Source organism: Leifsonia soli (assembly GCF_013408745.1).
GTDB lineage: Bacteria > Actinomycetota > Actinomycetes > Actinomycetales > Microbacteriaceae > Leifsonia > Leifsonia soli.
Window position 1 is genome coordinate 208,913 of sequence record NZ_JACCBJ010000001.1, and the last position, 20,413, is coordinate 229,325.

18 protein-coding genes are annotated in these 20,413 nt (G+C 70.1%); 9 read left to right on the forward strand and 9 right to left on the reverse strand.

What is annotated here, in order from left to right:
• Positions 1-61: 61 nt before the first annotated feature.
• Genes BJ963_RS00950 through BJ963_RS00965 form a run of 4 tightly spaced genes read left to right on the forward strand, consistent with a single transcriptional unit; the run spans position 62 to position 3,484 of the window.
• On the forward strand, positions 62-1,024 hold the full coding sequence (locus tag BJ963_RS00950; protein ID WP_179453954.1) for an ABC transporter permease: 963 nt from the start codon (positions 62-64) through the stop codon (positions 1,022-1,024).
• Positions 1,021-1,896: an ABC transporter permease gene (locus BJ963_RS00955; RefSeq protein WP_179453956.1), complete on the forward strand. Its 876-nt coding sequence runs from the start codon at positions 1,021-1,023 to the stop codon at positions 1,894-1,896. Before BJ963_RS00950 ends, BJ963_RS00955 begins: the two co-directional genes overlap by 4 nt.
• Entirely contained in the window at positions 1,893-2,723 is an 831-nt protein-coding gene (locus BJ963_RS00960) for an ATP-binding cassette domain-containing protein (protein WP_179453958.1), read from the forward strand. The genes BJ963_RS00955 and BJ963_RS00960 overlap by 4 nt, the downstream gene beginning before the upstream one ends.
• A complete protein-coding gene (locus BJ963_RS00965) occupies positions 2,720-3,484 on the forward strand; it encodes an ABC transporter ATP-binding protein (protein ID WP_179453960.1) in 765 nt (254 codons plus the stop codon). The genes BJ963_RS00960 and BJ963_RS00965 overlap by 4 nt, the downstream gene beginning before the upstream one ends.
• On the opposite strand, the gene bcp is transcribed toward BJ963_RS00965, so the two are convergent.
• From bcp to aroA, 3 genes are read right to left on the reverse strand one after another with little or no spacing between them, the layout of a single operon-like run.
• Complete coding sequence (gene bcp, locus BJ963_RS00970) at positions 3,481-3,957, reverse strand: thioredoxin-dependent thiol peroxidase (RefSeq protein WP_179453962.1); 477 nt, start codon at positions 3,955-3,957, stop codon at positions 3,481-3,483. The genes BJ963_RS00965 and bcp overlap by 4 nt on opposite strands.
• A gap of 28 nt (positions 3,958-3,985) precedes the next feature.
• The gene (gene rsgA, locus BJ963_RS00975) at positions 3,986-5,047 is read right to left on the reverse strand and encodes a ribosome small subunit-dependent GTPase A (RefSeq protein WP_179453964.1); all 1,062 of its coding nucleotides are present in this window, start codon (positions 5,045-5,047) and stop codon (positions 3,986-3,988) included.
• On the reverse strand, positions 5,044-6,411 hold the full coding sequence (gene aroA / locus BJ963_RS00980) for a 3-phosphoshikimate 1-carboxyvinyltransferase (protein WP_179453966.1): 1,368 nt from the start codon (positions 6,409-6,411) through the stop codon (positions 5,044-5,046). Before aroA ends, rsgA begins: the two co-directional genes overlap by 4 nt.
• Before the next feature lie 154 nt (positions 6,412-6,565).
• Between aroA and BJ963_RS00985 the strand changes: the two genes are divergently transcribed.
• On the forward strand, positions 6,566-7,177 hold the full coding sequence (locus tag BJ963_RS00985; protein WP_172824349.1) for a sigma-70 family RNA polymerase sigma factor: 612 nt from the start codon (positions 6,566-6,568) through the stop codon (positions 7,175-7,177).
• Positions 7,174-7,419: a zf-HC2 domain-containing protein gene (locus tag BJ963_RS00990; protein WP_018190122.1), complete on the forward strand. Its 246-nt coding sequence runs from the start codon at positions 7,174-7,176 to the stop codon at positions 7,417-7,419. The genes BJ963_RS00985 and BJ963_RS00990 overlap by 4 nt, the downstream gene beginning before the upstream one ends.
• Before the next feature lie 300 nt (positions 7,420-7,719).
• Here BJ963_RS00990 and BJ963_RS00995 read toward each other — a convergent pair whose 3' ends face one another.
• Positions 7,720-8,502 carry a VOC family protein gene (locus BJ963_RS00995; protein WP_179453968.1) on the reverse strand — a complete coding sequence of 261 codons (783 nt, stop codon included), beginning with the start codon at positions 8,500-8,502 and terminating at the stop codon, positions 7,720-7,722.
• 87 nt (positions 8,503-8,589) lie between these two features.
• On the opposite strand from BJ963_RS00995, the gene BJ963_RS01000 reads away from it, so the two are divergent.
• On the forward strand, positions 8,590-9,495 hold the full coding sequence (locus BJ963_RS01000; RefSeq protein WP_179453970.1) for a formylglycine-generating enzyme family protein: 906 nt from the start codon (positions 8,590-8,592) through the stop codon (positions 9,493-9,495).
• A 66-nt stretch (positions 9,496-9,561) separates the two neighbouring features.
• Here BJ963_RS01000 and BJ963_RS01005 read toward each other — a convergent pair whose 3' ends face one another.
• The gene (locus BJ963_RS01005; protein ID WP_179453972.1) at positions 9,562-13,428 is read right to left on the reverse strand and encodes a multifunctional oxoglutarate decarboxylase/oxoglutarate dehydrogenase thiamine pyrophosphate-binding subunit/dihydrolipoyllysine-residue succinyltransferase subunit; all 3,867 of its coding nucleotides are present in this window, start codon (positions 13,426-13,428) and stop codon (positions 9,562-9,564) included.
• A gap of 135 nt (positions 13,429-13,563) precedes the next feature.
• Between BJ963_RS01005 and guaB1 the strand changes: the two genes are divergently transcribed.
• Positions 13,564-15,003 carry a GMP reductase gene (guaB1, locus tag BJ963_RS01010; RefSeq protein WP_179453974.1) on the forward strand — a complete coding sequence of 480 codons (1,440 nt, stop codon included), beginning with the start codon at positions 13,564-13,566 and terminating at the stop codon, positions 15,001-15,003.
• Between the two features lie 87 nt (positions 15,004-15,090).
• Here the strand turns inward: guaB1 and BJ963_RS01015 are convergent, their stop codons facing one another.
• Positions 15,091-16,524, reverse strand: a complete 1,434-nt coding sequence (locus tag BJ963_RS01015) for a DHA2 family efflux MFS transporter permease subunit (RefSeq protein WP_179453976.1) — start codon at positions 16,522-16,524, stop codon at positions 15,091-15,093.
• 76 nt (positions 16,525-16,600) lie between these two features.
• Complete coding sequence (locus BJ963_RS01020) at positions 16,601-17,152, reverse strand: TetR/AcrR family transcriptional regulator (protein WP_179453978.1); 552 nt, start codon at positions 17,150-17,152, stop codon at positions 16,601-16,603.
• 207 nt (positions 17,153-17,359) lie between these two features.
• Between BJ963_RS01020 and BJ963_RS01025 the strand changes: the two genes are divergently transcribed.
• Positions 17,360-18,007, forward strand: a complete 648-nt coding sequence (locus BJ963_RS01025) for a PIN domain-containing protein (protein ID WP_218856993.1) — start codon at positions 17,360-17,362, stop codon at positions 18,005-18,007.
• Positions 18,008-18,015: 8 nt separating this feature from the next.
• Here the strand turns inward: BJ963_RS01025 and BJ963_RS01030 are convergent, their stop codons facing one another.
• Both BJ963_RS01030 and BJ963_RS01035 read right to left on the reverse strand, forming a co-directional pair.
• Entirely contained in the window at positions 18,016-19,053 is a 1,038-nt protein-coding gene (locus BJ963_RS01030) for a hemolysin family protein (protein WP_089913108.1), read from the reverse strand.
• Entirely contained in the window at positions 19,046-20,368 is a 1,323-nt protein-coding gene (locus BJ963_RS01035) for a hemolysin family protein (protein WP_179457989.1), read from the reverse strand. The genes BJ963_RS01030 and BJ963_RS01035 overlap by 8 nt, the downstream gene beginning before the upstream one ends.
• Positions 20,369-20,413: the final 45 nt, after the last annotated feature.

Here is a 20,413-nt window from a genome sequence, read left to right on the forward strand (position 1 = left end):
TTCCACCACCCGAGTGCTCGGGGAGCCGACCGGCTCCCCGAGCACCTACGCTTAAAGGACCATGGCCCTCTATCTCGTGCGTCGCACCGCGTTCCTCGTGGTGTCGCTGCTGCTGGCCATGGTCGTGCTGTTCTTCCTCCTCCGGGTGCTGCCGGGCGACCCGTCGAACGCCCTGCTCTCCGTCGGAGCGACGAAGGAGCAGATCGCGGCGGCTCAGCGCCAGGTGGGCAGCGATCAGCCGCTGCTGCAGCAGTTCTTCTCGTGGTTGGGCAGCCTGCTGTCGCTGAACCTCGGCGAGTCGTTCATCAGCTCGCTGCCCGTCGGCCCCGAGATCGCGGCCCGTCTGTCGGTGACCATTCCGCTGACGCTGCTCTCGTTCGTGCTCGCCCTCGTTCTCGCCCTGCCCATCGGGTTCGTCGCGGCGTGGAAGGCCGACCGCTGGTACGGCATCCTGCTGTCCGCGTTCTCCCAGCTGGGCATCGCCGTCCCCGTGTTCTGGGTGGGCATCCTGCTCGTCGATGTGTTCGCCATCACGCTGGGCTGGTTCCCGTCGGGCGGCTTCCCACGCGACGACTGGTCCGATCCCGCCGAGGCCCTCACCTCCCTCGCCCTCCCGGTCGTCACCATCGCCCTCGTGATGAGCGCGTCCATCTCCCGCTACGTGCGGAGTGCGACGCTGGATGTGATCGGCAGCGACTACCTGCGCAACGCCCGCGCGCTGGGGTCCGGATTCGCCGGCGCGATGTGGCGTCACGGTCTGCGCAACGGAGCGGTTCCGGTGATCTCCGTCCTGGGCATCGAGCTGGCCACGACGTTCCTCGGCGCCGTCGTCGTCGAGAGCGTCTTCACGCTCCCGGGTCTCGGCAGCATGCTGCTGAAGGCCATCGAGCAGCACGACTACCCGAACATCCAGGGCATCCTGTTCGTCTCGACGCTGCTGGTCCTGATCGTGGGCTTCCTGGCCGACGTCGCCCAGCGCCTCGTCGATCCGCGACTCCGTCGCAGTATCTCGGGGAACGCATGAGCGCGATCGTGGAGCAGGCGGCGGAGGCCGCCGCGCCGGACGCCGCGCACCGGCGGCGACGTCGCCGGTCGCTGACCCTCGGCATCGGCCTCGTGCTGGTCGGTCTCGTCGTCATCGTCGCCGTCGTCTCGTTCTTCTGGCTGCCCTACGCGCAGTCCGACACGTCCGGGACACGGCTCGAGCAGCCCAGCGCATCCCACTGGCTCGGCACGGACCGGTTCGGCCGCGACCTGGCGACCCAGCTGATGATCGGCGCGCGGATCGCCCTGGCCGTCGGCCTCGGATCCGTTGCGATCGGTGCGGTGGTCGGCGGTACGCTCGGCCTGCTCGCCGCGTTCGCCACGAAGTGGCTCGACGACACGCTCTCGGCCGTCCTCGACATCCTGATCGCGTTCCCGACGCTGCTGCTGGCCATGCTGATCGTGGCGGCGCAGGGCGCCTCGCTCGGCACCGCCATCGTCGCGATCGGGCTCGCCATGTCCGCGGTCGTCGCCCGGCTGACGCGTGTGCTCGCCAAGCGGGTGCTCGCACAGCAGTTCGTGACGGCGGCGCGAACCTCGGGCACTTCGTGGTCCGGGATCATCGCGCGGCACATCCTGCCGAACATCTGGCCGACCCTCAGCGTGAACCTGGCCCTGCAGTTCGGGGTGGCCGTGCTCGCCGAAGCGAGCCTGTCGTACCTCGGGCTGGGCGCCCCGCCTCCGAACGCGTCGTGGGGGCGGCTGCTGCAGGAGGCGCAGGGCACGGTGTCCACCGCGCCCGCCGGCGCGATCGCACCCGGTGTGGCCCTGGTGGTGCTGGTGATCGGCGTCAACCTGGTCGCCGACGGCCTGCGGGATGTGGCCGATCCGACGCGGAGGAGGTCACGATGAGCGCGAACACGGTGGGCGCGCAGAAGCAGGCGACTCCGCGGCTCCTCGAGGTCGACAACCTGACGGTCACGACGCGCGGCGGTGACGTCCTCGTGCGGGACGTGTCGTTCCGTCTGGACGCGGGGGAGCGGCTCAGCCTGATCGGCGAGTCCGGCTCGGGGAAGTCTCTGACATCGTTCGCCCTCACCGGTCTGCTTCCGGACGGACTGCAGGCGACGGGCAGCGTGCTCCTCGACGGCGTCCCGGTGATCGGGGCGCGGGAGCGCGACCTGGTCGCGCTGCGCGGCCAGGTGGCGTCGACGGTCTTCCAAGAGCCGATGACCGCCCTGGACCCGCTCATGCGCCTCGGCCGGCAGGTCGGCGAGCCTCTCCGCCGCCACCTCGGGCTGCGCGGGGACGCGCTGCGGCGGGCGGTGCACGACGCGCTCGCCGAGGTGGGCCTCCCGGAACCGGAGCGCATCGCGCGCGCCTACTCGTGGGAGATCTCCGGCGGCCAACGGCAGCGCGTCGCGATCGCGGCGGCCCTCGCCTGTCGTCCGCGGCTGCTGATCGCCGACGAGCCCACGACCGCGCTCGACGTCACCGTGCAGGCCGACGTGCTCGCCCTGCTCGAGCGCCTGGTCGCGGAGCGGGGAATGGCGCTCCTGTTCGTGAGCCACGACCTGGCCGTGGTGTCCCGCATGGCGCAGCGCGCCATCGTGCTGCGTCAGGGCCGCGTGGTCGAGGAGGGCGCCATCGGTGGGCTGCTGTCGGAGCCGCGCGATCCGTACACCGCGGAACTCGTGCGGAGCGCCCGCGAGCTGGATGCCGCACTGGAGCTGCCATGACCCCGATCCTCGAACTCCGCAACGCAGGCTTCCGCTACCGAAAGGCCGCCACCGCTGCCCTCGACGACGTCTCGTTCGCCGTCGAGCCGGGTCGCAGCCTCGGCCTGGTCGGCGAGTCGGGAGCGGGCAAGACGACGGCGCTCTCGCTCCTGCTGGGGCTGACGACGCCGACGAGCGGCTCCGTGCTCTTCGACGGCGAGCCCCTGAACCCGCGCGACCGGGCGCAGCTGCGCGCCTTCCGCCGCAGCGTCCAGCCGGTGTTCCAGGACCCGTACTCCTCGCTCGACCCGCGGCAGAGCGTCGGCCGCATCGTCGGGGAGCCCCTCGCGTCCCTCGGGCTCGCGAGCGGCGAGGAGGCGCGCGAGCGCATCGCTCACGCCTTGGACTCCGTCGCCCTGCCCGCCGACGCGGCGCGCCGCTACCCGCACGAGTTCTCGGGAGGCCAGCGGCAGCGCATCGCCATCGCCCGGGCGATCGTGTCCCGCCCCCGGGTGCTGCTGGCCGATGAGCCGGTGAGCGCGCTGGATGTGACGACGCGCATCCAGATCATCGACCTGCTGGGAGAGCTCGCCGCGAACGAGGGGATGACCGTCGTCATGGTGTCGCACGACCTCAGCGTCGTCGCTGCGCTCTGCGCCCACACCGTCGTGCTGCGCGGCGGCCGCATCGTGGAGCAGGGCGCGACCGCCGAGGTCCTCAGGACGCCGAGCGACGACTACACGCGCCGTCTGCTGGCGTCGGTGCCGCGCCTCCCCGCTTAGGAGTCGATGCCGAGCTTCTTGCGCAGCGATGCGACATGGCCGGTGGCCTTCACGTTGTACAGGGGCAGCCGCACCGTGCCGTCCGGGTCGACGACGAAGGTCGACCGGATGACACCCTCTACCGTCTTGCCGTAGAGCTTCTTCTCGCCGTAGGCGCCGTATGCCCGGTGCACGGCCAGGTCCTCATCGGACAGCAGCGGGAAGTTGAGGCCGTCCTGCTCCTGGAACTGCTTGTTCTTCGCCGGTGCGTCCTTCGAGATGCCGATGACCTGGTAACCCGCCGACTTCAGCGAGTTCAGGTTGTCGCGGAAGTCGCAGGCCTCCGTCGTGCATCCCGGCGTCATCGCGGCCGGGTAGAAGTACACGATCACGTTCTGGCCGGCAAAATCGGAGAGCGAGACGGCGGCGCCGTCCTGGTCGGTGAGCGTGAAGGAGGGAGCCGGTGTTCCGGCCTCGAGTCGAGCGTCAGTCATGGCTCCATTCTCCCAGCCGGAGGACCGTTCAGCGCGCGAAAGTGGCGAGCAGGCGCTGCAGCGAGTCGAGGCGCGCCCGGCCGGCCTCGCCGAGCTTCCCCGCCTCGACGGCCTCGATGATCGCGCAGTCCGGAGCGTCGGGCAGGTGCGTGCACCCCCGCGGGCAGTCCTCGGCGAGCTCGGCGAGGTCGGTGAACGCCTTCAGGATGCTGTCGGTGTTCACATGCCCGAGCCCGAACGAGCGGACGCCCGGGGTGTCGATGACCCAGCCGTGGCGGCCCTCGTCGTCTTCGACGCGGAGGGAGACGGTCGACGAGGAGGTGTGCCTGCCGCGCCCGGTGACCACGTTGACATGACCGGTCGCGCGGTGCGCGCTGGGGACGATGGCGTTGACCAGGGTCGACTTGCCCACCCCGGAGTGGCCGACGACGACCGTGTCGTGGCCGATCAGCGCCGCTGTGATGTCGTGCAGGGGGATGTCGTCCTGGCGGCTCGTGAAGACCGGGAGGTCGAGGCCGGCGAAATTCGACAGGAACGGCTCGGGGTCGGCGAGATCGGTCTTCGTGACGCACAGCATCGGCTCGATGCCGGCGTCGTAGGCGGCGACGAGATAGCGGTCGACCAGCCGTGTCCGCGGCTCCGGGTTCGCGGCCGCGACGACGATGAGCATCTGGTCGGCGTTCGCGACGACGATCCGCTCCACCTCGTCCGTGTCGTCCGCGCTCCGCCGAAGCAGCGTGGTGCGCGGCTCCACCCGGACGATGCGGGCGAGGGTGCCCTCTTCGCCCGTCGTGTCGCCGACGACTGCGACGCGGTCACCGGTGACGATCGGATTCCGCCGCAGCTCGCTGGCCCTGGCCGCCGTGACCTGCCGCTCCTCGGGGGTGTCCTCGTCGAGCAGGACCGTGTACCGGCCGCGATCGACGCCGAGCACCCGGGCGATCTGCGCATCGGCGTGCTCGGGGCGCGTCTTCGTCCGGGGGCGGTTGCCCTTCGGATTCGGGCGGCTGCGGATGCTGGACTCGTCGTAGAGGTCGAGCTCGTCGTCGTCCTCGTCGTCCGCCCACCAGGAGCCGCTGTTGTCCGTCACGCGATGCCGGCGCCCTTCTGCAGCATCCGGGTCCAGAGCTGCGTGAACTGCGGGAGCGTCTTCGCCGTGGTGGCCACGTTCTCGATCTCGACCCCCGGCACGACGAGCCCGACGATCGCCCCGGCCGTCGCCATGCGGTGGTCCTCGTAGCTGCGCCACACGCCGCCGTGGAGCGGGCGCGGGTCGATCCGCAGGCCGTCCTCCAGCTCCGTGACGGCGCCGCCGAGGCCGTTGATCTCGGCGGCCAGGGCGGCGAGGCGGTCCGTCTCGTGATGACGGATGTGCCCGATGCCGGTGATCTCGCTCGGGCCGTCCGCGAGGGCGGCGATCGCCACGAGCGCAGGAGCGAGCTCGCCGCCCGTCGTCAGATCGAGGGTGACGCCGGTCGGGCGCTCCGGGCCCGTCACGGTGAGCCGGTCGCCGTCACGCGTGACCGTCGCCCCGAACAGCGGAAGCAGGTCGGCCAGGTCTGCGCCGACCTGCGTCGTCGACGCGGGCCAGCCGGTGATCGTCACCGTGCCTCCGGTCGTGACGGCCGCGGCGAGGAACGGGGCGGCGTTGGAGAGGTCCGGCTCGATGGCGACGTCGCGGGCGGCGATCGTGCCGGGGGAGACGATCCAGCGTCCGACCTCGGGCGACTCGACGGTCACTCCACGGGCGGCGAGGGCCGCGATCGTCATCTCGATGTGCGGCAGGCTCGGCAGCCGCTCGCCCTTGTGCGTCAGGTCGAGGCCGTCGTCGAAGCGGCTGGCCGAGAGCAGGAGGGCGCTCACGAACTGGCTGGAACTGGACGCATCCACCCCGATCGCGCCGCCCGCGACGCGACCGGTGCCGTGCACGGTGAACGGGAGGGAGCCGCGGCCGTCGTCGTTCACGTCGACCCCGAGCGCGCGGAGTGCCGCGATGATGGCGCCCATCGGGCGGCCGCGCGCCGAGTCGTCCGCGTCGAACATCGTCGGGCCGAGGGCCAGCCCGGCGATCGGCGGGACGAACCGCATCACGGTGCCCGCCTGTCCGCAGTCGATCGTCGTGCTGCCGAGCAGCTCCTCGGCCGGGGTCACCAGCAGGTCGGCGCCGAACTCGCCGTCGCCCGCGCGCTCCTCGATCGTGACGCCCAGAGCGCGGAGGGCCTCCACCATGTTGGCGCTGTCGCGTGAGTGCAGGGGAGCACGGAGCAGCGACGGCCCGTCGGCGAGGGCGGCGAGCACCAGCTCCCGCGCGGTCAGCGACTTCGAGCCGGGGAGGGACACCGTCGCGACGACCGGACCGTCGGCCACAGGGGCGGGCCACAGCGTGTTCGGCTCCTCGACGCGGTTGTCGCCGTACGGGTCGAAGTCGGGGGCGGAATATTTCGAGATCAGCATTGTTGTCCAGATTATCCGTGTTCCCGGTATCAGGAAGGATCCGCCCGTGGCCGCCACCGCCGTGCTCGACGCTCCCAGCGTCACCCCGCACGGCCTCGTCGACCCCGATGGCCTTCTCAGCACGTCGCTGGCGTCGCAACTAGACTGGCCGGTGATGAGCACCGAGACCGAGGATCTGGGCCACCTCTTCGAGGATCAGGCCCTGCCTTTCATGGACCAGCTGTACGCGGCTGCCCTGCGCATGACACGCAACCCGTCCGACGCGCAGGACCTCGTACAGGAGACGTTCGTGAAGGCCTACGCGGCGTTCGGCCAGTTCCAGCAGGGCACGAACCTGAAGGCGTGGCTGTACCGCATCCTCACCAACACGTTCATCAACACGTATCGCAAGAAGCAGCGCGAGCCCTACCAGGGGACGATCGACGAGCTCGAGGACTGGCAGCTCGGCGGCGCGGAGTCCATGTCCTCGTCGTCCAGCCGCTCGGCCGAAGCCGAGGCGATCGACCATCTGCCGGACAGCGCCGTCAAGGACGCGCTGCAGGCCATCCCGGAGGACTTCCGGCTGGCCGTGTACCTCGCCGATGTCGAGGGATTCTCCTACCAGGAGATCGCCGACATCATGAAGACCCCGATCGGCACCGTGATGAGCCGCCTGCACCGCGGCCGCCGGATGCTCCGGGAGCTTCTGACCGACTACGCGCACGAGCGCGGCCTCTCCGCCGTTCAGGGAGACCGGGCCGTGCAGACCCCCAGGAGCAAGAAATGACCGACTGCGGCTGTGAGAAGGCGAAGGCCGAACTCGAAGAGTACCTGCGTAACGAACTGTGCAGCGAGGATGCTGCCGACGTGCGCGAGCACCTGGCGAACTGCACCGGATGCTCCGACGAGGCCCACCTGAACGTCGTGCTCACCGAGGTGGTGCAGCGGGCGTGCAAGGAGACGGCGCCCGAGACGCTGCGCACCGAGGTGCTGCTGCGCATCCGCTCGTTCCAGGCGAGCGTCCACTGAGCGTCCACTCGTGACGAATGGGCGCGACTGGTGACGAATGGGCGCGATTCGTGACGAATGGACGCCACGCGTGACGAATCGTACCGAGGTGCTGCTGCGCATCCGCTCGTTCCATGCGAGCGTGCACTGAGCGCCCATTCGTGACGAATGGGCGCGATTCGTGGCGAATGGGCGCGATTCGTGACGAATGCGCGAGCCTGACGAATGCGTGAGCCTGACGAACGGGCGCGATTCGTGACGAATGGGCGCGATTCGTGGCGAATGGGCGCGATTCGTGACGAATGCGCGAGGGTGACGGCGCTAGGCGCCGCCGCCTGTTCCGACCTCGTGGAGGAAGAACAGGCCGCCCAGCGGGTCGGTGACCTGCGCGAAGCGGCCGAACTCGCTGTCCCAGGGATCGCGGATGACGGTTCCGCCCAGGTCGATCACACGCTGTGACGCCGCTGCGGCGTCGGCGACCCCGAAGTAGACGACCCAGTGCGACGGGACGCCCTCCGGCAGCATGCCGTTCGCGTCGTACACGCCGCCCGCCGGCGCATCCGGGTCGCCGAAGGTGACGTACCGGAAGTCGGCGGTGTCGCCCAGGACCTGGGTCCTCCAGCCGAACACGCGGGTGTAGAAGTCGACCTGCACCGCGTAGTTGCGCGCGTACAGCTCGTGCCAGGCCAGGCCGCCCACCGCGGCGACCAGTTCGTAGCCGCGGTGCTGCTCCGGCTCCCAGAGACCGACGACGGCCCCGCCCGGATCGGCGATCACGGCGAGCCGGCCCTGGTCGCCGACCGTCATCGTCGGCGCGATCACCTGGGCGCCGTTGTCCAGCGCGGCCTTCTCGGCCGCGTCCGCATCCTCGACGAGCAGATGGGTGAGCCAGGTGTTCGCCTGGGCGTCGCCCATCCGCGGGCCGAGGCCGGCCACCCTCCGGCCGTCGCGGCGGAAGGTCACGTAGCCGCCGTACTCCTCGCCGGCGGTCTCGGCCGTCCAGCCGAACAGGGCCGTGTAGAACTCGGTCGCGCGCGGGACATCGGAGGAGGTGTAGTCGACCCAGCAGGGCTCGCCGAGGCGGTGGGTGGTGACGACGGTCATGGGCTCACCATACGCCGCGGTCCGCCGGGCGTGCCAGCCGCACCAGGGGTCTGTCCGGGAGCGGCATCGGGTCGCTAGCGTGAGGCCATGGACGACATGGTGGCCCTTCCGGGCGGACGGTTCCGGATGGGCTCCGCCGAGTTCTTCCCGGACGAGCAGCCCGTGCACGAACGCACGGTGGCCGCCTTCCGCATCGACCGGTTCGAGGTGACGAACGCCGACTTCGCGGCGTTCGTGGCGGACACCGGCCACGTGACCGTCGCCGAGCGTCCGCTCGACCCGGCCGAGTTCCCGGAACTGCCCGACGACGACCTCCTTCCCGGAGCCCTCGTGTTCACGGCCACGGACGGTCCGGTCGACCTCACCGACTGGCGGCAGTGGTGGCGGTGGCAGCCGGGGGCCGACTGGCGGCATCCCGAGGGCCCCGCATCGGACATCGACGCCCGGATGGACCGGCCCGTCGTCCAGGTCGCGTACGCGGACGCCACGGCGTATGCGGAATGGGCGGGGAAGCGCCTCCCGACCGAAGCCGAGCACGAGTACGCGGCACGCGGCGGAGTCGACGGTGCGCGTTTCGCCTGGGGCGACGAGGCCTATCCCGGCGGAGAGCCGCAGGCGAACTCGTGGATCGGGCCCTTCCCGTACGAGAACCGGGGTCGCTTCGGCGCGACGCCCGCGCCCGTCGGTTCGTACCCGGCGAACGGGTACGGACTGTACGACCTGATCGGAAATGTCTGGGAGTGGACGAGCGACTACTACGCACCGCGCCACATCGTGCCGGGCCAGCGGGCGCCGGAGGTCGGCGGGCGGGTGAACCTGCTGGGTGCGAGCAGCGCGGAACCCGGCTCGGACATCCCGCGCCGGGTCTTGAAGGGCGGCTCGTACCTGTGCAGCCCCGAGTACTGCCTGCGCTTCCGTCCAGCGGCGCGCTCACCGCAGGCGGAGGACAGCGCGACGACGCACATCGGTTTCCGCTGCGCCGCCGACGCCTGAGCCGCGGGCGGAATGACGGGAGCCCCGATCCTGTTCGGACCGGGGCTCCCGTGATTCTGTCGCGGACTACAGCGTGAGCGCCCGCTGGATCAGCACCTGCTGCTCCTGCGCGTGACGCTTCGCGGAACCCGCGGCGGGCGACGCCGACGGCGGGCGCGACACCACACCGAGCGGGCGCGGGCCCAGCTTCGACGTCTCGAGGATCATGAACGGCCACGCGCCCTGGTTCTCCGGCTCGTCCTGCACCCACACCAGCTCGGCGTTGGGATAGGAGTCCACGACCGCCTTCAGCTCGGCGGCAGGGAGCGGGTAGTACTGCTCGACCCGCACGAGCGCGATCTCGGGGTTGGGGTTCTTCTCGAGCTCGTTGAGGAGGTCGTAGTAGAGCTTGCCGGCCATCAGCAGCACCCGCTTCACGGAACCCTTGTCGGCGATGCGCGCATCGTCGATCACCGGCTCGAAGCGGCCGTTCGTGAAGTCCTCGACGTTGCTCGCGGCTCCGCGCAGTCGCAGCATCGCCTTCGGGGTGAAGACGATGAGCGGACGGCGCGGGCGGGCGTAGGCCTGGCGGCGCAGCAGGTGGAAGTACGACGCCGGTGTGGACGGGCGTGCGACGGTCATGTTGTTCTCGGCGCACATCTGCAGGTACCGCTCGATGCGGGCACTGGAGTGGTCCGGCCCCTGACCTTCGTAGCCGTGGGGGAGGAGCAGCACCAGCGACGAGCGCTGGCCCCACTTCTGCTCTGCGGACGAGATGAACTCGTCGATGATCGTCTGGGCGCCGTTGGCGAAGTCGCCGAACTGCGCCTCCCACAGCACCAGCGCGTCCGCGCGCTCGACGGAGTAGCCGTACTCGAAGCCCATGGCGGCGTACTCGCTGAGGAGCGAGTCGTAGATCCAGAACTTCGCCTGGTTGTCGCTGAGGTTCGCGAGCGGCAGCCACTCCTGGCCGTTGACCCGGTCGTGCAGCACCGCATGGCGCTGCACGAACGTGCCGCGGCGCGCATCCTGGCCGGCGAGGCGCACCGGTGTGCCCTCCACCAGGAGCGAGCCGAGCGCGAGCAGCTCGCCGAAGCCCCAGTCGATGCCGCCGTTGCGGCTCATCTCGCTGCGCTTGTTGAGCAGCTGCTGCAGCTTCGGGTGGACGGTGAAGCCGGCGGGCGGGTTGTTGAACGCGTCGCCGATCATGCCGATGACCTGTGCGCTGACCGCGGTCGTCTCGGGCTCGCCCACGTTGTCGTCCTCGGTGGCCGTCTGCGCGAGGTCGCCGGAGCCGTCGGCGTCCAGAACGGGCGTCGAGTTGGTCTGAGCCGCGTGCGTCTCCATGAACGCGCGCTCCAGGCGGTCCTGGAAGTCGCGGTGCGCCTGCTCGTACTCCTCCTCGGTGATGTCGCCGCGGCCGACGAGCGCCTCGGTGTAGAGGCGTCGCACCGAGCGCTTCGCCTCGATGAGGCTGTACATCAGCGGCTGGGTCATCGAGGGGTCGTCGCCCTCGTTGTGCCCGCGGCGGCGGTAGCAGACGAGGTCGATGACGACGTCGCGCTTGAACTCCTGCCGGTAGGCGAAGGCGAGCTCCGCGACGCGGACGACGGCCTCGGGGTCGTCGCCGTTCACGTGGAAGATCGGCGCCTGGATGGTCTTGGCCACGTCGGTGGAGTACACCGAGCTGCGGGCCTCGCCGGGAGGGGTGGTGAAGCCGACCTGGTTGTTGATGTTGACGTGAATCGTGCCGCCGGTCTTGTAGGCGCGCAGCTGCGACATCTGCATCGTCTCGACCACGACGCCCTGACCGGCCATCGCCGCGTCGCCGTGGATCAGGATCGGCAGGGTGGGGAACGTTCCGGCCGGGCGGCGGTCCTGCTTGGCGCGGACGATGCCCTCCAGGACGCCGTCGACGGCCTCCAGGTGGGAGGGGTTCGCGGCCAGGTAGACCGGGATCTCCTCGCCGCCCGCTCCCTTGAAGGTGCCCTCGGTGCCGAGGTGGTACTTGACGTCGCCGGAGCCCTGCACGGTGCGCGGGTCCTGCGTCCCCTCGAACTCGCGGAAGATCTGGCCGTACGTCTTGCCCGCGATGTTGGTCAGGACGTTGAGGCGGCCGCGGTGCGCCATGCCGATGGCGACCTCGTCCATGCCGGCCTCCGCCGCGCCCTGCAGGATGGAGTCGAGCAGCGCGATCGTGGACTCGCCGCCCTCCAGGCTGAAGCGCTTCTGGCCGACGTACTTGGTCTGCAAGAAGGTCTCGAACGCCTCGGCCTCGTTGAGCTTGCCGAGGATGCGAAGCTGCTCGTCGTGGGTCGGCTTCTCGTAGGGCCGCTCCAGCTTGTCCTGGAACCACTTGCGCTGGGCCGGGTCCTGGATGTGCATGTACTCGATGCCGACGGTGCGGCAGTACGAGTCGCGCAGGACACCGAGGATGTCGCGCAGCTTCATCTTCCGCTTGTCCCCGCCGAACTGGCCGGTGACGAACTCGCGGTCGAGGTCCCAGAAGGTGAGGCCGTGGCTCTCGATCTCGAGGTCCGGGTGCGACCGCTGCTTGTACTCCAGCGGGTCGATGTCGGCCATGAGGTGGCCGCGAACGCGGAACGAGTTGATCAGCTCCTGCACGCGGGCGGTCTTGTCGACGGCGCTGGCCAGGTCGACGCTGATGTCCGGGTTCCAGTGGATCGGCACGTAGGGGATGCGCAGCTCGGCGAAGATGTCCTCGTAGAAGCTGCGCTTGCCGATCAGCATCTCGTGCACGATCTTGAGGAACTCACCAGAACCGGCGCCCTGGATGACGCGGTGGTCGTAGGTGCTCGTCAGCGTGATCGTCTTGCCGATCGCGAGTCCGGCGAGGGTCTTCTCGCTGGAGCCCTGGAACTCGGCCGGGTACTCGAGGGCGCCGGCGCCGATGATGCAGCCCTGGCCCTTCATCAGGCGCGGGACCGAGTGGACGGTGCCGATGCCGCCCGGGTTGGTGAGCGAGATCGTCGTCCCGGCGAAGTCGCCGGCGGCGAGCTTGTTGTTTCGGGCCTTGGCGACGAGCTCCTCGTAGGCGGCGAGGTACTCGCCGAAGCGCATGGTGTCGGCGCGCTTGATGCTGGGGACGAGCAGAGCGCGGGTGCCGTCGGGCTTCGGGATGTCGATCGCGATGCCGAGGTTGATGTGGGCCGGGGCCACCACCGAGGGCTTGCCGTCGACCTCTTCGTAGTAGACGTTCTGGCTCGGGAACTCCTTGAGCGCCTGGATGAGCGCCCAGCCGATGAGGTGCGTGAACGAGACCTTGCCGCCGCGCGCGCGCTTCAGGTGGTTGTTGATGACGATGCGGTTGTCGATCATCAGCTTGGCCGGGATGGTGCGGACGCTGGTCGCGGTCGGGACGGTGAGCGACGCGTCCATGTTGGTGGCGAGTGTCTTGGACATACCGCGGAGCGGCGTGACCTTGTCCTCTTCCGTCGCCTCGAGGGTCGCGTTGGGGGCGGTCACCGGCGCGTCAGCCGGAACCGGCTGCGGCTTGGCCGCCACCGAAGTGGTGCGGGCGACGGGCTGCTGGCCGATCACCGGGATGGGAGTCGTGACGGGCTTCGGCTCGTTCGGGTGCGGGGCGGGCGCTCCGCCCGCCGGGGGAGCCGGTGTCGACGGCTCGGACGGGCTGGGCGCCGTCGGCTCCGCCGGGCTCGGGACGGAGGGTTCGGCCGGGCTGGGGACCGTCGGCTCCGACGGGGCCGGCACGCCGGGCTCCGACGGGGTCTCGGTGGGGGTCTCACCCGGCGACGGGATCGACTCGTCCTTCACCGCCGGATGGTAGTTCTCGAGGATGGGCCACCACGACCTGTCGACCGAGTTCTTGTCGTGCACGAACTGCTCGTACAGCTCGTCCACCAGCCATTCGTTGGCTCCGAATTCGCCCGCGGCGCCGTCTTCGGTCCCTACTCCGGTCAATTGGCTCGACACAGCCGATCGCCCACTCTCTCCATCGATTCGTCGTGACCGGGCGGCCTGTCACCGCCCGCTTCCATCCGATCCTCAAGCCTAATCCCATCGGTGCTCGCGTGCGGGCGCTCAGCCGAGCGGGATAGCGTTATTCCCATGCAGTTCTATGGAACATCGCCGCGCCACGATCTCACCTACTCCGATGTGTTCCTCGTGCCGTCGCGGTCGAACGTCACGAGCCGTCTCGACGTGTCCCTCGCCCCCAACGACGGCACCGGCGCGACCATCCCGATCGTGTCCGCGAACATGAACTCGGTGACAGGCAAGCGGCTCGCCGCGACGCTGGCCCGCCGCGGCGGTCTCGGCGTCCTCCCGCAGGACATGCACCTGCAGGACCTCGACGACGCGATCCGCTGGGTCAAGGCTCAGCCGGTGATGTACGACACCCCGTACGAGGCGCACCCCGACGAGAGCGTCGCCGACGTGCTCCGCCGCATCCCGGCGGTCGAAGGACACGGGATTGTGGTCACGAATGCGGACGGCGCGTACCTCGGCTGCCTCGCGGCCGTCCAGCTCGGCTCTGCGCTCGCGGACGCGCGGGTCGGCGACCTGCTGCACGGCGCGCTGACCTCGCTCGACGCCGAGGACCTCTCGGACGGGCGTCAGGCCTTCCAGGTGATGGATGCTGCCGGCATCGACTTCGCGCCGGTGCTCGACCACGGTCGCGTCGTCGGCACCCTGTCGAAGCGCAGTGCCCTCCGCTCCACGATCTACACGCCCGCACTGGATGCGCACGGCCGGCTCCGCGTCGCCGCGGCCGTCGGGATCAACGGCGATGTCGCGGGCAAGGCGAAGGCGCTCGCGGCAGCGGGCGTCGACGTGCTCGTCATCGACACCGCGCACGGCGACCAGGACGGCATGGTCCGCGCTATCCGCACGGTCAAGGAGCTGGGCCTCGGGCTGCCCATCGTGGCGGGCAACGTCGTCACCGAGCAGGCCGTCCGCGACCTGGTCGCGGCGGGCGCCGACATCCTCAAGGTCGGCGTCGGCCCCGGCGCCATGTGCACGACGCGCATGATGACCGCGGTCGGCCGCCCGCAGTTCTCCGCAGTGCTCGAGACCAGCGCGGCCGCACGGGAGCTCGGGGCGCACGTCTGGGCGGACGGCGGTGTGCGCTATCCCCGCGACGTCGCGCTCGCGCTCGCCGCGGGCGGTGCGTCCGTCATGATCGGCTCCTGGTTCGCCGGCACGATCGAGGCGCCCGGCACTCTCGACCGGGACGCGAACGGCGGCCTCTACAAGGAGAGCTGGGGCATGGCGTCCACCAAGGCGGTGAAGGGCCGCTTCGAGCGGCTCGACGCCTACGAGCTCGCCCGCAAGGAGCTCTTCGCCGAGGGCATCTCCAGCTCTCGCATCTACCTGGACCCGCTGCGGCCGTCGGTCGAGGATCTGCTCGACATGATCACGACCGGGGTGCGCAGCTCGTTCACCTACGCCGGCGCGCGCACCCTCGCCCAGTTCCACGAGCGAGCGCTCGTCGGCATCCAGTCCGCCGCCGGCTACGAGGAGGGCAAGGCGCTCCCCGTCAGCTGGTAGCCCCCCGTCGCCCCCACCGTCGAGTACGCACAAACTGCACGCCGAGCGGGTGTCCGGCGTGCAGTTTGTGCGTACTCGACGGAGGGGTCAGTTGGAGCGGGAGCGGACAAGTGCCGTGATCGCCGCTCCGACGACCGCGAGCACCGCGACGCCCAGGAACAGCAGGAGGAATCCGCCGGCGGCGGCGTCCGCCGCGCCGCTTCCCGCGTCCAGCAGTGCGGAGGTGCGGGCCGAAGCGATGCCGCCGAGGACGGCGAGGCCGAGCGCGCCGCCGATCTGCTGAGCGGTGTTGACCAGGCCGCTGGCAAGGCCGGACTCCGACTCCGGCACACCGCGCACGGCGAGCTGGGTGACCGTGACGAAGGAGGCACCCAGACCGAGACCGATCACGATGCTCGGCAGGATGAACCCGGCGACGAATTTGGTGCTCCCGGCGAGGGCGAACCAGACGACCCCGGCGGCGAGCACGACGAGCGCACCGGCCAGCGTCGTGCGCAGCCCCGCCCGGGCGACCACGGCCGGGATCACGCCGGCGATCGCCACGAGTGCGACGGCGAGCGGCAGCTGGCTGAGTCCGGCCGCCAGAGCGTCCAGGTGCAGCACCTCCTGCAGGTAGACCGAGAGGGCGAAGAACAGCGCGACCGTGGCGCCGCCGACCAGCAGCATCACGATGTCGCCGGCCAGGGCGTCGCGATTGCGGAAGAAGGAGAACGGCAGCAGGGGGTGCGCGGTGCGGCGTTCGATCAGCACGAACGCGGTGAGAAGGACGACAGCGGCGGCAACGAGCCCCAGGACGATCGGGTTCGTCCAGCCGAGCGTGCCGCCCTCGCTGAGGGCGGCGACGGCCGCCGCGAGTCCGAGGGTCGCGGTCGCGGCTCCCGCCGCATCCATCCGCTCGGCTCGTGCCGCCGGGTCGCGGCCGATGAGGAACGGGATGACCGCGAGCACGAGGATGCCGACGGGCACGTTCACGAAGAAGACGGCGGACCAGCCGAATGCTGCGGTGAGCACCCCGCCGAGCAGGACGCCCGCCGCGCTGCCCATTCCGGCCACAGCACCCCACAGGCCCAGGGCCTTCCCGCGCGCTTCGGCGTCGGGGAAGAGCTGCGTGAGGAGTGCCAGGGATGCGGGCGCCAGCAGGGCGGCGAACGCCCCCTGAACGGCTCGTGCACCCAGAAGCATGGTGCCGTTCGCTGCGAGACCGGCCGCGAGCGACGCCAGTGCGAAGCCGGCGACGCCGATGAGGAACACCCGGCGATGCCCGAACCGGTCCGCGAGACGTCCGCCCAGCAGAAGGAGACCGCCGAAGGGCAGGACGTAGGCCGTCACGACCCAGGCGAGCGCTGCGGTGTCGAGTCCGAGCGCGGTCCCGACGGTCGGGAGGGCGATGTTGACGATGGATGCGTCCAGCACCACGAGGAACTGTGCGAGGGCGAGAACGCTGAGCGCCCACCAGCGGTGCGTGCTGCGGGGGGTGGGAGCGGCGAGAGGTGCCGCTGCGGTGGCGAGAGGCGTTTCCATGAGACTGTCCTTTCGTTGTGAGTGATCGATCAATCACTCTCGGGAGCCGGGTGATGGCGAGGGGAGGGAAGGGGGATCAGGGGTGCTGGATGCCGTTCGTGAGCGTGCGCGCCCACTCCTCGGGCACATCCTCGAGGCCGGCCGTGACCACCAGGTGGCACAGCTGCCCGTAGGCGATGAAGCGCTGGACCTCGTCGGGCGATGCGCCGGAGCGGATCGCCGCGAACCGGGTGATGCGCGCGAGCCCGCGCCGCAGGGCCTCGCGGATCTCCGGGACATCGGACGCGGACTGGGCGTGAACCTGGAGCATGAGCAGCGAGCGGTCGCCGATGAGCTCCGCGTACGCGTCGCCCATGCGGTCGAGGATCACCGTCGGCGTCTCGCCGTCGGCCCCGCGTGCACCGGCCTCCAGCGCCTGCTCGATCCGCTCGAAGCAGCGCTCGAGAGCCGCCACGAACAGCCCCTCCTTGCTGGGGAAGAGCTTGAAGACGTACGCGGGCGAGATGTCCGCGTCCTTGGCGACCGCGGCGATCGGAGTGCCGAGGTACCCGCCGACGGCGAAGACGGCGATGGCGCTGTCGAGCACCGCTTCGCGGCGGTCGTCGGCGGTGGAGAGGGTTCGTGGCATGTGAGTGACTGTACACTCACTCTTCCTGTCGAGTCAAGCAGCTCAGCCTCAGGTGGCCTTTCCGAAAGCACACGCAGTGCACAGCGCGCCGAAACATAGTAGATTGAACGTGTTGTTCCCCGCCGTCTACGGATTGGCGGGGATTTTTTTATCCCGGGAGCGATAGTGCTGCGAACATCCGTGGTGATCGATTATCAAAACGTCCACATGACAGCTCACGACGTGTTCGACCCGCGGGGTGAGCTGCACGAATCGCTCATCCATCCGGTGCAGTTCGCCAACCGCGCTGTCCGGGAGCGCAACGATCGTCAACGAGCAGGCATGGACCCCGCTGTGCTGGCTCGAACGATCGTCTACCGCGGGCGCCATCACGTCGACCACCATTGGGAGCAGCACCGACGCTGCAATGACCAGGCCGAGCAGTGGAAACGCGACGGTGCGATTGTCGAATTGCGGGATCTCAAGTACACCTATGAGCTAGGCGCCGACCGGGCGCCGATTCGCGACATCACCGGCAAGAAGGTTCCGAAGGGGCGGCCAAAGGAGAAGGGCATCGATGTCCTGTGTGCCTTGGCATTGGTGCGCGAGGCGGCACGTCCGGATATCGACGTCGTAGTCCTCGCCTCTCGCGACACAGACCTCGTGCCCGCCCTGGACGAGGTCTACGACCTGCGCGGAGCAGACCCTGCCAGATACGCCAAGGTCGAGACTTTCGCCTGGTACAACCGACGGTTTCGAGAGGAGGACACCGTCTCCGGCGGCGGTCTGAGACCGACGAGCCCCCGCCGCATCTGGAACACGAATCTCGATCGGGCGTGCTTCGAATCCTCAATCGATCGAAACCAGTACCGATAGCGGCGGACTCAGCTGCGCCGGGTCGCGTCCTGGACCTCGCCGACCAGCTCCTCGATGATGTCCTCCAGGAACAGCACGCCGGCCGTGGCGCCCTCCGCATCCACGACGCGGGCCAGGTGGCTGCCCGAGCGGCGCATGGTCGCCAGGGCGTCCTCGAGGTCGCTTCCGGCGAAGACGGTCACCAGCCGGCGGATGCGCTTGGCCGGGACGGGGAGCTCGAAGCCGGTCTCCTCCAGGTCGAGAACGTCCTTCAGGTGCAGGTAGCCGGTGGGCTCTCCGTCGGCGTCCGGCACGACGTAGCGCGAGAAGCCGTGCTTGGCGACGGCCTTCTCGACATCAGCGGGAGTGGGGGCGGCCGGCAGGGTCACCAGCGCGTCGAGCGCGACCGCCACATCCCGCACCTTCTTCTCGGTGAACTCGAACGCCGCCGTCAGCGCGCCGGTGCGGTCCGTGAGCACGCCCTCGCGCGTCGACTGCGACACGATGGTCGCGACCTCGTCGAGCGTGAAGGTGCTGGCCGCTTCGTCCTTCGGCTCCACTCGGAAGAGGCGGAGCACCGCGTTCGCGGTCGCGTTCAGGGCGACGATGATCGGGCGGACGGCGCGGCCGATCCCGACCAGCGGGGGCGCCAGCAGCAGCGCGGCCTTGTCCGGCATCGAGAACGAGATGTTCTTCGGGACCATCTCGCCGAACACGACGTGCAGGAACGACACGACGACCAGCGCGACGATGAACGCGATGGTGCCGATGACCTCCTCGGACCACCCGGTCGCGTGCAGCGGCACCTCCAGCAGGTGGTGGATGGCCGGCTCCGACACGTTCAGGATCAGCAGCGAGCACACGGTGATGCCGAGCTGCGTCGTGGCGAGCATCAGCGTCGCGTGCTCCATGGCGTAGAGAGCGGTCTTGGCGCTGCGCTTCCCGCGCTCCGCCAGCGGCTCGATCTGCGAGCGGCGTGCGGAGATGACGGCGAACTCCGCGCCGACGAAGAAGGCGTTGACCGCGAGCAGCACGACCAGCCAGGCGATTCCGGCCCAGTCACTCATGGGAGGCCCCCTCTCCGTTCGCGCTCTCGGCGACAGGCACCGGATCGGGTGTGTAGCGGATGCGGTCGACCCGGCGGCCGTCCAGGCGCTCGACGCGCAACGTGCCCCCGTCGATCACGACCTCGTCTCCGACCTTCGGCAGCCGGCCGAGCTCGTTCATGACGAAGCCGGCGACCGTCTCGTACGGGCCCTCCTCCGGGACGGTGACGCCGGCGCGCTCCTCGAGCTCGTCCGGGCGCAGGATGCCGGGGAAGGTGATCGAGTCGCGTCCGCGGATCACGCCGGCGCGGGTGCGGTCGTGCTCGTCCGCGACCTCTCCGACGATCTCCTCGACCAGGTCCTCCAGAGTGGCGATGCCCGAGGTCCCGCCGTACTCGTCGACGACGACCGCGAGCTGGTATCCGCGGGCCCGCAGCTCGCCGAGCAGGGTGTCGAGGCCCATGGTCTCCGGTACGCGCAGCGGGTCGGTCATCAGGGCGGACGCGGGGACCCGGGAGCGCCGCTGCCGGGGAACGGCGACGGCCTGCTTCACGTGGACCACGCCGAGCACGTCGTCGATGTCGTCGCCGATCACCGGGAACCGGGAGTAGCCGGTCTTCCTGGCGAGCTCGCTGACCGCCTGGGCCGGGTCCGTGCGCTGCACCGCCTCGATGCGGGGCCGGGGCGTCATCACGTCGGACGCGGTGCGGCTGGAGAAGGCGAGCGTCCGGCTGAGCAGGGTGGCCGTGTCCTCCTCCAGCACCCCCGCGCTCGCCGAGCGGCGCACCAGCGACGACAGCTCGTCCGCGGTGCGGGCACCGGACAGCTCCTCCTTCGGCTCGATGCCGAGCAGGCGGAGGAACCCGTTGGCGGTGCCGTTCAGCAGCGCGACGAACGGCCGGAACACCGCCGTGAACACGGTCTGGAACGGGATCACCAGCTTGGCCGTCGCGAGCGGGAGGGCCAGGGCGAAGTTCTTGGGCACCAGCTCGCCGAGGATCATCGACAGCAGGGTCGCCACCACGATCGCGACGATCGATGCGATGGGCGTCACGGCGCCCTCCGGGAGGCCGGTGGAGGTGAGCGGGCCGCGCAGCAGCGAACTGATGGCCGGCTCCATCGTGTAACCGGTGAGCAGCGTGGTCAGCGTGATGCCGAGCTGGGCGCTCGACAGATGCGTCGAGGTGATCTTCAGCGCCGCGATGGTCATGGCGAGGCGCGACTCGCCACGCTCACGACGCGCCTCCAGATCGCCGCGATCCAGGTTGACGAGGGCGAACTCGCTGGCGACGAAGAGCCCCGTCCCGACGGTCAGCAGGAGACCGACGCCGAGCATGATCCACTCAGAGAGCACGGCCGTCACCTCGCTCGCATCCCAACG